Consider the following 13,205-nt stretch of genomic DNA (forward strand, 5'->3'; position numbering starts at 1 on the left):
GCCACAGGCACCGACACCGCACCACACCCGAAATTTCCAGCTACACTATGGGTCTGTATCCAACAAGCGCAGACTGAACCCATTCTCTGGACCGTCGTACTCCCTCAATGACTGCACCCGATAGCGAGTTGTCCTTCTCCCCACCCATAAAGCCAGGACAGGCACTGGACGCACAACGTACGCGGCTTTTCAGGATCTACAACCAGTACCGCGTTGTGGTCGGTCTGATCCTGGTGGCCCTGGTTTTTATCTCGGCACGTAATGCGCTTGGCCTGCAGTATCGCTTTCCGCTGCTTTATGAAAGCACCGCATTCAGTTACCTTGGCCTCAACCTCTTCATCGCCTTCCTGATGATAGCCGGCTTCCACCCTCGGCAGGGGCATGTCACGCTCTCGGTACTGCTGGACATCTTTGTCCTGCATCTACTGCTGTTCTTCAGTTCCGGCATCGGTAGCGGACTCGCCAACCTCGTCATCATCAGTGTCGCCGCAGGCAACATCCTCGCCCCGTCACGCATCGGCATCTTCTACGCCGCGCTTGCAACACTGGGCTCGCTCGGCTTAGTGGTTGGCGGCGCACTCACCTTTAATGACGGTGCCGACGCGATGGTGCGGGCCGGCTTTTTGGGGCTACTCTACTTTGCTGTCGCGTTTCTTCTGCAACATGTAACCCGGCGCCTGATTCTCAGCGAGACGCTGGCACAGCAACGGGGACGCAGTATTGCCGAACTGCAGCAGTTGAACCATCAGATCATTCAACGGATGCGCACAGGAATCGTTGTGTCCGATGCTTTCGGTCATATCCGTATGGCAAACCTTGCGGCAGCAGAGCTGCTGTCCGGTCGCAGCAATGACCCCAGTTGTGGCACGCAATTACCGACGCCCCTCAAAAAGCGCCTGGACAATTGGCTCAAAGACCCGCTCCAACGTACAGAACCCTTCCAGGCCGCCCCTGAAGCCCCTGTCGTGCAGGCAAACTTTACACGGCTGAGCAGAGAGCAAGGCGAGCAGATCCTGGTTTTCCTGGAAGACACCAGCAAGATCGCGCAACAGGCCCAACAGCTCAAGCTGGCGTCCCTGGGGCGCCTCACCGCTGGGATTGCCCACGAAATACGCAACCCCCTCGGAGCAATCAGTCACGCGGCCCAGTTGTTGGCCGAATCCCCCAAGCTGGAACCTGGCGACCGCAAAATGACGGATATCATTCAGCGTCACAGCGGTCGGGTGAACACCATTATCGAAAACGTGCTGCAACTGTCCCGGCGCAAAGAGGCCGATGCCGAGCTACTCGACCTCAATCACTGGAGCCGCAGCTTTGTCGACGATTACCAGTCCCAGCTATCCCAAACTCCCGAGCTAAATCTCGCGTTGCCCGAAAAGCCGGCCATGGCACGTTTCGACCCGAGTCAGCTGGAGCAGGTCCTGACCAATCTGTGCGAGAATGGTCTCCGATATAGCCTGGCCAACACGGGTGAGCCGCGACTGTGGCTGACCGTCGGCATGGCAGCCGACGGAGAACGCGCCTATATCGATGTGGAAGATGAGGGCAAAGGGATCTCTGCCGAACAGAAGAGCACCATTTTCGAACCTTTCTACACGACAGAAAAAAGTGGTACCGGTCTGGGCCTCTACCTGGCCCGCGAACTGTGTGAGGCCAACCAGGCCCACCTGTCACTGGTTCAAGGCACACATAGCGGTTGTTGCTTCAGGATCACCTTCGCCCATTACCGGCGATTGACCTGAATCAGCTGCAGCCATGCCGATATTTCGGAAGATAGTGAAAGACACGACGATAAATGGATAGCCGCATGACGACACCCCTGGCGCTGGTAGTTGACGATGAACCCGATATCCGGGATCTATTGGCCATTACCCTGGCTCGCATGGATATCGACGCCATCACGGTCGAGACACTCGACGAAGCTCGCGCACGCCTGCAGGACAGCCCGATAAAGCTGTGCCTGACAGATATGAACCTGCCCGACGGCAACGGTATTGATCTGGTGAAATGGGTACAGAAAAACCATCCTCAGATTCCCATTGCCGTGATTACCGCCTATGGCAGCATGGACACGGCGATCAGTGCCCTCAAGGCCGGGGCTTTCGACTTCGTCTCCAAGCCGGTCGAGCTGCCCCGACTTCGGGAACTCGTTGCCAGCGCGTTGCGTCTTTCCGAAGCACCTGCAGCCACTGAACCGCTGGAGAGCGAAGGGCCACTGCTGGGCGAGTCGCCGGAAATCCAGAAGCTGCGTAGCCAGATCCGCAAACTCGCCCGAAGCCAGGCGCCCATCTATATCAGTGGAGAATCCGGCAGCGGCAAGGAACTGGTGGCACGACTCATCCACCAACAGGGTCCTAGACGCGACCAACCCTTTGTTCCCGTGAACTGCGGTGCCATTCCCAGCGAGTTAATGGAAAGCGAGTTCTTCGGCCACAAAAAGGGCAGTTTCACGGGGGCAACCGACAATAAGGAAGGCCTGTTCCGCGCAGCCAATGGCGGCACGCTTTTTCTGGACGAAGTCGCCGATCTCCCCTTAGCCATGCAGGTAAAGCTTCTGCGGGCCATTCAGGAAAAATCGGTACGCCCGGTTGGCGAATCCCAGGAGGTGGAGGTCGATATTCGCCTGCTGAGCGCAACCCATAAGAACCTGGCCGAACTGGTCGATGAAGGGGAGTTCCGCCAGGACCTCTTCTACCGGATCAATGTCATCGAACTCAAGGTTCCGCCCCTGCGTTCCCGCCAATCCGATATCCCGCTGCTGGCCAATCACTTCCTGAAACGGATTGCCGCAGAATACGAATGCCCACCAGCACGACTGAGCCAGGATGCAATGAATGCCTTGATGGACTATGCCTTCCCAGGTAACGTCCGGGAGTTGGAGAATATCCTGGAGCGCGCTTTTACGCTCTGTGATGAGGACGAAATCTCCGCGGCCGACCTTCACCTCGACACACGCTCGATACAGGACAGCCCCGTCGTCGAAGGTTCCGCCGAGGTACCGGAGGGGCGTATCGACCTGGAAAACTATCTGGAATCGATCGAACGCCAGGCGATCGAAAAGGCGCTTGAAGCCACCCGCTGGAACAAGACGGCCGCCGCCAAACGGCTGGGTATCAGCTTTCGGGCTTTGCGTTACCGGTTGAAAAAGCTCGGCATGGAGTAATATCCTCTCCACGCTTGGGCCTCTGATCGAGACTTATGTATACTGCCGATGCCTACGGACAGGCATCGATATCCAACTCCAGGGAACGGAGAGACCACCATGCCTCCACGCTGCGGCCAAACCGGCCTCACGCTGATCGAGCTACTGACGGCGATTGCCGTCATCGCCATCCTCACTGTATCTGCGACAACCTTCGGCAGCTTGCTGGAACAGCACAGGGCCATCGCCGTCGAATCACACCTAAAGACACTGATCTATACCGCTCGCAGCGAGGCCATCATGCGAGGAACCCGGGTGGTCATCTGCCCTTCCCAAGACCGCCAGCACTGCGACGCCCAGTGGCATCGCCACATCCTGGTGTTCACCGATAGAAACCACAACCGGAAACTCGACGCCACGGAGAAGAGCATTCGCTATGTCGCGCTAACCAACACACAGGAAACGCTGACCTACAACCGCACCCTGCTGGCGTTCAGCGCAATGGGGACAGCCTTCGGCACCAATGGCACCTTCACCTACTGCCCCGGAGACGGAAATCCCCGGCATATCGCCATGGTTGTGGTCAGCGTGCTCGGACGAACACGCCTGGCCAGGGACATCACGGGAGATGGGGTTGTCGATAAATCCCAAGGAAAGCCGGGACACTGTCCTGGCCTTCCTGGGCACTAGCCTTTACCAACAGGTCCCGGCCGCGTTATCAGAAGAGGCGCCTTTGGCACGGGACCATTTATCCCCCTGCTCATTGATGGACATCGACCAACAATCGGGATCATCCTCCTGACCACCGCCAGCCTTGGGCGTCGCAGTCAGGATAAAGCAGGATTGCACCGTCACCCCGCCCACTTTATTGCTACAGGGGTTGCCATTGCTTTTAAGCTTGTTGGTCAGGGTGATAGTGTAGATACCCTGTTCAGAATCCATTGTGGTACCACTGCTGGCATTACCAAGATCCTTGACATCGGACGCATAGGTCGCAGGAGCCCCCAACGTATAGAACCGTTCCTGCTTGGCGGCCAGGTCTGTCAGGGTAGTCTTGGCATCGGTTCGCTGCCCCTCATTAACCGACTTCTGATACGCCGGCCAAGCGATAGCGGCGAGAATACCCACGATCGCCACAACAATCAGCAACTCCAGCAGGGTAAAGCCCTTTTGCCGAAATACCATCATTCACATCCTCACTGGATAGTCGTTGTATCGATCTGACGCCAGGATTGGCGACCGCTCTTGGGCTGAACGACCTTCACCTGCGTCGTCTTGATCTCACTGGTGGACATATTCGTCAATGCGTTCAGCTGCCCACCCGAACCCTGATGGAAGGTGACGCTCGAGGCCTGCCCCGAACCCAGGGAGATGTTGCTGAGAGACAGCGGATACTGGTTATTGACATAGCTGGTACTGGTTCCCAGCGACGCATCCGGTGTCGCGGTTCCTGTTGTCAGTCCCAACTCATACAGATAGCTGATCCCGTCGAACTCGCAGGAATCAGCCGGTGGTAGATATTCGGTGAACGCGAACTCACCGACGTTGGCCGGGTTGATCGTGGCATCACGAATCACTTTCCCGCTCGCCAAGGCGCCGCCGGAGGAATTGATCGGCTTATGCATGCGAATCTTCCAACCGGGCTCGGACTGCATGACGGTCTGCAACTGGGAATAATCCGTCACCGTCGTGCCATTGATACTCAGAGGTTGCAGGGTACCCGAGGACACATCCTTCACCGTACCGCTACTGGAAAAGACGGCGATATCGGTGGTATCGATCAGCGAACTGTCGGTCACGGACGAATATGTCAGAGCGCCACTGCTGTTTCGAGGCTCCTTGACGCCATAGAAGTACTGCTGATCCGTGTTGCTGTTGTCTCCAGGAACAAACTGACGGCCGCTACCTTCCAGAATCCAGCGTTCGCCGTTGGCGTCCCGCGTCGTGATCGGATTTGCCTGGAACGGTTTGCCGGGATTGAGCAGTGTCCCCAGGACGCCGGAGCCCAAACCATAGTAGACCTGCACGCTACCGTCATTGTCGTCGATCAGATAACGCATGATACGACCCGAGGGCGACGCTTCCGTGCCGGCAGTCAGCCCGACATAAAGGGCGTCATCACTGTAATCGTTATTCCAGTCGACGGACGTTAGTCCCCCGACAAAACTATTACTGACCCCGGTATCAAGCCCGTACGCGCTATTTGCTCCCATGGTAATCAGATAGCTCGTGCTGCTCCCTGTCGCATTCTGTACCAGCTTTTGCAGGTCAATCGCGTACAGGCGGGCATCAGAACTACTCTCTCCCTTCGTCAGCGCATTGCTTCCCGTCGGACCGGTACCGATCACCAGGTCCCACTTGTTCACACTGGGTTTGGACCAGTCACCGGTGGAATCCGGTGCACGCCGCTTGACGAGGACGGGTTTGCTGAAGGTAAGACCCATATCGTCCGGCAGCGTGATCTCACCCAACAACGTCGGCGGGCTCTCAGGATCGGTCACATCCATAATGATGTAGGCGGAGCGGAAGGTCTTACTCTGCCCGTCGATCGTTTCCGTTATCGGGGCACCACCCTGCCGCATACCCACGACCAGTATCGTGCCCCAGCCGTCCACATGCACAGTGTCGTTAGCTGGCCACGCATTGACATCAAAGGTTTCCGGCTCACCATCCACGTAATAGACATGGGGATAGTCCGGCGCCGCCAGCCACCGCAGATGAGGCAGCAGGTTTTCCGGAACATAGGCCCACATCTCCTGGCCCAGCGGGAACGCGGTTTCGCTCCCGTTCACAGAGGTCGTGCCGAACTTCTTGTTCGCTGCATCCCAGAAGCCGCCATTGAAGGCGTGCAACATACCGTCGTTTGCCCCCACATAGATCATCTGGCGACGATTCAGGTACTTGGTGACAAAAGCCTGATAGGTCGTATCGTTATACTTGACGTTGTACTGATCGTTCGGCGTCGCGACCACTGCCGGAGTGGAATGAATAATGTCGCCAAGACGCCAGACATCAAGCGTACCGTTACCGTCAATATCTATCGAGCGATTGCGCAGACCGGACTGTTCCTGCCCCCGGATATAGTTGATCAGGGTTGTCGCCGTCGTGGTATCCGGCATACCCAGGTACTGGTAATACTGACTGTCCGCGTTCTGCATAACGCTGGGCGTAAAGGCAACGACATCCTTTTCGTTGACCTCACCGTCGCCGTTTCTGTCCATCGCGGTCAGGATATACCGCTTGTTATCGGCCGACTGGGAGTTACTTGTCGTATTTCCCCCGCTCGTCGACGCATAAGTCCGCTGTTCTTCCGGGTGCTGCATCTTGGCCAGCCGATCGACCGCACTCCATATAGGTTTGATTTCATTCAGGTTTTTGGTATCGACATACTGCCAGGTGGTCGCGCCTGCCGACATGGAGTAACGGTCCACCGTCGTCTCGCCAGTGCTCTTCGTATACTTGAACACCAACCGGTAATCGGTCGCGGTGTCGTCCAACTGGCCATTCTGATTGGTGTCTTCCCGGATGTTGCCGTTTTGATCGATAAACAAGGCCCGAAGCGTGCCCGTCCAGGTTACCTGGCTGGCACCAACGGTATAGCGGGGCTGATAGAGGGCCTGGTATACCGCACCAATACCCGTACTACTATTCGCAACCACGGCGGCGTTGGTACCAGAAGAAGTGTGTGCAACCAACGACTCGAATACCCGTTGCATCTGGTTGACCAGGAGCGAAGGGTTACTGGCGAAGAAGTAGTTGTCCGGGACGCCATCGGGACCGGAGGCACCCGTCCGGTTGTTCAGGATGTCCCATTCCCGGGTCGAAGTCTTGCTGCCGGTCTGGGGATCGGTATAAATCGGGTCGCCGCTGCCGTCCATATCATTGAAGCCGCCATACTTCGCCGCCAGCCAGAGGGGTTTCTCCAGCAAGGTCGCTTCATTGGACGTTCCTGCAGCAAAGTACCGCGACTTCGGATAGTAGGTGTGGCCAGACTGCGTCGGCATCGGCATTTCATAGCTGCTGAGCTGGTACAGGTCGTTTTCGTTCTGGTTACCCGGACGCAGCAACCATTCAGACCCCGACGGCGCCCCATTGCCCGATGATGCCCCAGTAATATCGTACCCAAAACGCAAGGCAAAACCCGCCGCCGTCGAACCGACCCCTTGACTGATCCGCAACTCGTTGGCGCCGACAGTCACGTCGTCATAGTCCGAGTTCGGACGCGTGTCATCGTATTTACAGGCGCTACCGACACAAAAGCTGACGACCTGGGAGCCATCCAGCTCCGAATCATTCCCCCAAGGGGAATCTTCCCAATAAAACACCAGTCGTCCGGAAGTCAGGTTACCGTTGGCATCCTTGGTCAGGTTCAAGACTTCGACATCGTAAAGACGGCAGGGCAACCATCCGCTGGAAGTAACGGTTGCGTTCCCATTGTGATTGGACTCACAGGCCGGCAGGAACCGGATTTTTCCGCCACCGACCGGGATTTCAAAGCTGGGAACCGACTCGGCCAAATCCACGCCATAGGTATCAATCGTTTGCGAGCCGCTCAGATCGGGACGCAAATCATGGGTTTTACCGTAGTAGGCCAAACCGGCGATTGCATAGGTCCCCTCGAGGGCCGGTGATTCCGGACAGATCCCCAGCGCCCCACTTAGACCGGATAACGACTTCGGGGAACAGAGATCATCGGTTCCGCCACCGGAAAGAAAACTCAGGGGGAAAGTCCCGTACTCCTTCTGACCGACAAGATCCGTTTCAGCATTGATCCCGGACACGGTCAGACTATTGATGGAAGACACCGACGACAGCTCATCCCCATCAAACGAATTGACGCCCGACGAAATCATGATAATCGAACAGTTTGCACACGCATTGTCGGTCGACAGCGGGTTAGCCGACAGCTGGGAAGGCCAGGTCGCTGTCTTCAACGTTGAAATATAGGGCGTGTCATCGGCGACAAATGCCGAGGTCGCATCCGTCGCGCCTGCGAAGTAGCGCAATGCCTCCAGATAGATTTCAGAGACCGGGTTACCCCAGTCCCGGCACTGATAGGTTGCACCGCTCTTGAACGCCGAAATGGAAATCCCCGGCTGGTTACAATAGTCGTACTTGCTACCGTTCCAGTTAATGATGTGGATACTGTCCAGGGTATTGATAATGCCGTAGACACTGGAGTTGAAGGTGCCATCCGTCAGGCTGAGCTCATCTTTCGTCGGGTCGGTATTGCTGGCGATCAGCCCGATATTCTTCCGAAGGGTTCCGCCGGAAATATATTTGTCAAAGCTCCCACTGATCAGACCGAACTTCAGCGAACCGTCTTCGCCATAGCGTTGAAGCAGGCCCACCGGCTTACTGTCACCGGATTTATAGGTTTCACAGGACGACGCGGTAAGCGCGTCTTTCCCCGCGACACAGGCCGCCACCCTTACCTGGTTTTCCGACCCCTTGTTCAATTCGCTACTGGCACTGGGGATATTGTCACCCTTGTCCCACTGACACCCCTGCCCTTCCGTAATGGCCCAGTGAGGCCAGGCGCCGGCAGCCAACCTCAATTGCGGGGCACTGGAAGAGGGAGAGGGTGAAGAGGATACGTTACACATCGTCAACGCGGACAGGCTGCCATACGGCGTATAGTCGCCAAGATCGGAGCCCGAGTAGACCTTCGCAAAGGCGTGCATATCGTCCGGAATATAGGCACGCTCCAGGACCGTGGCGCTGCTCGTATCCAGATAGCGTTTGCCGCCATAAAGCACCTTACGCAGCACATCCATGCGCGTCATCGTTGCCCAGTTCAGGAAGTTGCCGCTCCAGTGGGCGCCGTCACTGTCCTTACAACTGTGGCCGTTAGTACCGGCAGCCTTGTTTTCCGGCTCGAAATAGCCGCTACCGCTGTTGTACTGATAACACCAGTCGCTCTCGAAATAGCCGTAGTAATTGAAGGTGTCCTTGTAGGTCAGATCCAGGTTACCGTCGCCGTCGATGTCCGAGTAATCGGAATAGGCACGGAAAAACAACTGCTCGTCCACCGACAGCCCGAACATGACCAGCGGCGTTTGACGCCGGATCAGAATGGGCGGCAACTGCGAGTAGTCAGACGCGGAGACCGCGTAGACGTCTGTCGCCAGGAGACACAGCGACAACAGCCCCAAGAGGAGGATCGACCTATAGCTTCGCGTATTCATGACATGCCCATCCTGTAACCGTGATGGCGGTTAATCGATTTTCTTGTATGTGGACTGCAGCATCACCTGCGAATCAGCACTGGAGCCACTGGCCAGCGCGGTGATTCTGAATAGCGGCGACCACTGCGCATAATCCGAAGGATCGGGAGATGCATTGGACGAATCCCGGGGTGTAAAACACCGAAACTCGATAATGTAACGCGCGTTCTGCACCGTTCCCTGCATCTGGTCCGCGGCCGCCAACTGGTGGTATCGCGTTGCGGTGCTCCAAAGCGTCGAGCTGGTCCAGGGCGTTGTCGTTCCCGGCACACAACTGGTCACCGGTGCAGACGAACTGGGGAAGGTGCCGTCGAAACACAATCCGTTATTACACGTCGCCGTAAAGGCATTCACCCCGGTCGCCTGAGGATTGGTATACACCTGGGACAATTCAAAAGAGTTGCTCTTTACCCATTGTTCCCCTTCCAGCAAGGCAGCTTCAGCCGCCTGAAAGGCCAGGTCCTGATCCCGGTAATTACCTGCCATGTGTTCCTGGAGAGTGGAAATATTCATCGCCGTAACGCCGACTATCGTCAGCAGCAACAAAAAGACCAGACTAATCAGCAGCACACTGCCCTTTTGCGTTTTCATCTTCATCAGTGGTCAGCTCCGATTCCGAATCATCACGGTCCGTGAAAATACCCGCGAAACAGGGTTACCGTTGTCGGCTTTGGTCAGGCTTTGAGCAGTCACCTGCAGTTTGACCACCACCACGGATTTCCAGGTATTCCCACTGATGGCACTGGCGTCCTTGTACTGAATGTTGCCGGAACTGTCCTTGACGCCATAGGTAATCGTGAGATTGCTGATACCTTCTACGAGGGGCTGCACCGTGTTGCTGGACGACCCATACTGGGAGGCGAATTCAACCCGGTACAGGGTGGGAGACGAAATGGTATTGTCCTGCGCCGGATCCCGTACGTAATAGCCAATAGAGGTGATCGTGTAGAGCGTCGAACCCGGGCTGTAGGCCGTTTGGGACGCATTCGCCTGGTTACTGCAGTCGAAGTCGCCTTTCAGGGCCTTGGTGCAGTTGCCAATACTACCGCCAGCCCCATAGTTGAAGGTTTTGCCCGTGTTGTGAACGACGTTGCCTGCGTTGGCGTTGGTATTGGTCGGCCCGGTCATCACGAAGATACCGCGGTTGGAGCAGTTCGCATCGACAATCATCATGACGGTTCCCGCCGGATAGGGATGCGTGCCCACAAGATTGATCTGCGCTGACGAGGGGTTGTGACTTTGCACCGTCAATCCCGACGAATTGGACGTCGTGTCGATGACCACGGCATCGGAGCCCGCCAAGGCGTCGGGGAACGTTGTCGATGGCAGGCTGCCGGCCTGATAGCCCTCGATACCGTAATCATAGTTGGTCAGGAAACCGGTACCCCCGGAAACCGCGTTGGCCGTACTCATTACCTGCGCACAACCGGTATAACCCGCCATGCGAATATCCCGGGCCAAAAAGTCCAGCGCAAAACGTGCGTTCTCCTGCACTTGCGAGATAGCGTCCTGGGTCTGGTAGGTATTCTTTGACTGGATAAAAATATTGATCACACCCAAAGAAATAATCAGCCCCAAGACCAGGGCAATCATCAGTTCTACCAGCGACAGACCTTGTTGATTCAGGGATAGCCCCTGCATATTCCGCTGCATCGTCAGATTCTCGCTATGTAGGTCAGTGTCACGGCCTGCCCATTGCCCTGTCCGCCCTGCTGCAGGGTGTAGGAAATCGTGATCTTGTAATCCTGCCAGTCAACGCTGCTGCCTTTCGCTAACGGCTCGAGTGCCCCTTTACCATCCGGCAGGTCGGCAGAAATCTCGCCGCGCCACTGAGCGAAATCGTACTGCGCCAATTGCTGGGGCGAGCAGTTCGAGCTATCACAGAGCGTTAAATTCGAGCCTGGGGTATCGGTCAGCTTGAAGGTATAGAGCGAGGTATTGGTGATGGCCACATCGCGGTTGGCCCGCAGCCGGTCCGCCATATCCTGGGCCAGGATCGTTGCCCGGCTGCGCAAATAGGCCTCGTTGTTATATTTAAGGCTTTGCGTCTGCAAACCAGCGAGGCCCAGCAGCCCCACGCCTAAAAGCAAAATGGCGACCAGCACCTCGATAAGTCCGGCCCCCATTTGTGACTTTTGCGAATCCAACATTGGCATGACCTCTACCTCTAGCCTTTTGTCGCCCGGCCCGTAAGCGATAGGCTGATCGTCTTGTCGTACTGGGTATCCTGGGGATCGGAAATCTTGAATTTCCCGAAATAGCTGATGGGGCTGACCGCTCCCACCTCGCAAATCCCCTGACTGTTGAAAATAATCACGTTGGCACTGTTAGTACCGGTGCTGTTGGTATCGGCTGTATAGGTCACGGTCAGTCGTTGATCGAGCTTGTCGTATACACGGACGATCGTATCAACAGAATCCTTCGTGCCATTGCCGTTCTTGTCCACAAACACCAGCCAGCCATCGGTCCAGGCGGCAGTGTTGTCACAGGTCGACTTGTCCTTGCTTTTACAGATGGTCACGTACTGGCCGCGTTTGACGGCTTCCGCTCTCGCATAAATCAACGTTTCGAACAGCTGATCCGTCGCGGACGACACGGTATTCGACACCATCAGTGAATTGAAACTGGGAATGGCGAAGCTCGCGACCACCGCCAGCACGATGAGCGTTACGAGTAACTCGATAATGGTAAAACCGGAGTTCTTGCGCATAACCTTTTATCCCTTTGTCCGCCTAATTAGCGTAATCAAGGGAGAACGGTCATGCAGGGGGATTCCGATGAACGGTCGAAGAGAGGAGATGAACGGTAGTTAATGAAACGGAAATGTGAGGAGAGACACAGGAATGAGAATATCCGGAGCCGCTCCCCGAGGGGATCAATCCACTTGCTGGGCAGGTATCCGCAATTCCTTCGGCATGCTGAAGACGATATTCTCCGCGCGTCCGGCAATCTCTTCAGGTGCTTCGCCACCCAGCGCACGCAAGCGATCGACCACTTCCTTGACCAGCACCTCCGGCGCGGAAGCACCTGCCGTGATCCCCACGGTGCTCACCCCTTTCACCCAGGCCGGGTCGATCTGGGAGGCATTGTCGATCAGGTAAGCCGGCGTTCCCATACGTTCCGCCAGTTCACGCAACCGATTGGAGTTCGAACTGTTGGGCGACCCCACGACCAGCATCAGGCCACAGTCACCAGCCAGTTGCTTGACCGCATCCTGGCGATTCTGGGTCGCGTAACAGATATCGTCGCGACGCGGCCCCTGAATATCGGGGAAGCGCTCACGCAGGGCCTCGATAACCCGCGCAGTGTCATCCATCGACAAGGTGGTCTGGGTCACATAGGCCAGGCGTGAAGGCTCGCGCACGGCCATCGAGGCAACATCGGACTCCTTCTCGACCAGATAGATATCGCCCCCTTGCGAGCGATCATACTGCCCCATGGTGCCTTCCACTTCAGGGTGTCCAGCATGGCCGATCAGGATGCATTCCCGCCCTTCGCGACTGAAGCGCATCACTTCCATATGCACTTTGGTCACCAGCGGGCAGGTCGCATCAAAGACCTTCAGGCCGCGGTCCGCAGCCTCGCGCTGCACCGCCTGGGACACACCATGGGCGCTGAAGATAACCAAGGCGTTGTCCGGCACTTCCTCGAGTTCGTCGACAAAGATCGCGCCCCGGTTGCGCAGGTTGTCCACGACAAAGCGGTTGTGTACCACCTCGTGACGAACGTAGATCGGTGCACCGAACACATCAAGCGCACGATTGACGATTTCGATCGCACGATCGACGCCGGCGCAGAAACCACGGGGATTAGCCAGTTGGATCTTCATCTCAGTC

General features: G+C 56.6%; 10 protein-coding genes. 3 read left to right on the top strand and 7 right to left on the bottom strand.

Annotation, left to right across the window (positions count from 1 at the left end; genetic code table 11):
• Positions 1 to 107 precede the first annotated feature (107 nt).
• The 3 genes from CLR77_RS18835 to CLR77_RS18845 all read left to right on the top strand — a co-directional run bounded on the left by CLR77_RS18835 (position 108) and on the right by CLR77_RS18845 (position 3,832).
• Positions 108 to 1,742: a sensor histidine kinase gene (locus tag CLR77_RS18835; RefSeq protein WP_097462266.1), complete on the top strand. Its 1,635-nt coding sequence runs from the start codon at positions 108 to 110 to the stop codon at positions 1,740 to 1,742.
• 65 nt (positions 1,743 to 1,807) lie between these two features.
• Positions 1,808 to 3,163 (top strand): sigma-54-dependent transcriptional regulator, encoded by a 1,356-nt coding sequence (locus CLR77_RS18840; protein WP_097462267.1) that lies wholly within the window; start codon positions 1,808 to 1,810, stop codon positions 3,161 to 3,163.
• 99 nt (positions 3,164 to 3,262) lie between these two features.
• Entirely contained in the window at positions 3,263 to 3,832 is a 570-nt protein-coding gene (locus CLR77_RS18845) for a GspH/FimT family pseudopilin (protein WP_158227247.1), read from the top strand.
• Between the two features lie 3 nt (positions 3,833 to 3,835).
• On the opposite strand, the gene CLR77_RS18850 is transcribed toward CLR77_RS18845, so the two are convergent.
• From CLR77_RS18850 to ispH, 7 genes are all read right to left on the bottom strand, one after another.
• A complete protein-coding gene (locus CLR77_RS18850; protein WP_097462269.1) occupies positions 3,836 to 4,330 on the bottom strand; it encodes a type IV pilin protein in 495 nt (164 codons plus the stop codon).
• A gap of 8 nt (positions 4,331 to 4,338) precedes the next feature.
• Entirely contained in the window at positions 4,339 to 9,330 is a 4,992-nt protein-coding gene (locus tag CLR77_RS18855; protein ID WP_097462270.1) for a pilus assembly protein, read from the bottom strand.
• A gap of 30 nt (positions 9,331 to 9,360) precedes the next feature.
• Positions 9,361 to 9,966: a pilus assembly PilX family protein gene (locus tag CLR77_RS18860; protein WP_097462271.1), complete on the bottom strand. Its 606-nt coding sequence runs from the start codon at positions 9,964 to 9,966 to the stop codon at positions 9,361 to 9,363.
• Positions 9,967 to 9,972: 6 nt separating this feature from the next.
• A complete protein-coding gene (locus tag CLR77_RS18865) occupies positions 9,973 to 11,022 on the bottom strand; it encodes a PilW family protein (protein WP_097462272.1) in 1,050 nt (349 codons plus the stop codon).
• Between the two features lie 2 nt (positions 11,023 to 11,024).
• The gene (pilV, locus tag CLR77_RS18870; protein WP_227520004.1) at positions 11,025 to 11,519 is read right to left on the bottom strand and encodes a type IV pilus modification protein PilV; all 495 of its coding nucleotides are present in this window, start codon (positions 11,517 to 11,519) and stop codon (positions 11,025 to 11,027) included.
• Positions 11,520 to 11,536: 17 nt separating this feature from the next.
• Positions 11,537 to 12,079 (bottom strand): GspH/FimT family pseudopilin, encoded by a 543-nt coding sequence (locus tag CLR77_RS18875; RefSeq protein WP_097462274.1) that lies wholly within the window; start codon positions 12,077 to 12,079, stop codon positions 11,537 to 11,539.
• A 165-nt stretch (positions 12,080 to 12,244) separates the two neighbouring features.
• Positions 12,245 to 13,198 carry a 4-hydroxy-3-methylbut-2-enyl diphosphate reductase gene (ispH, locus tag CLR77_RS18880; RefSeq protein WP_097462275.1) on the bottom strand — a complete coding sequence of 318 codons (954 nt, stop codon included), beginning with the start codon at positions 13,196 to 13,198 and terminating at the stop codon, positions 12,245 to 12,247.
• Positions 13,199 to 13,205 lie beyond the last annotated feature (7 nt).

The sequence above is a fragment of the Mangrovitalea sediminis genome (assembly GCF_002514725.1).
Taxonomy (GTDB): Bacteria; Pseudomonadota; Gammaproteobacteria; order Pseudomonadales; family Oleiphilaceae; genus Mangrovitalea; species Mangrovitalea sediminis.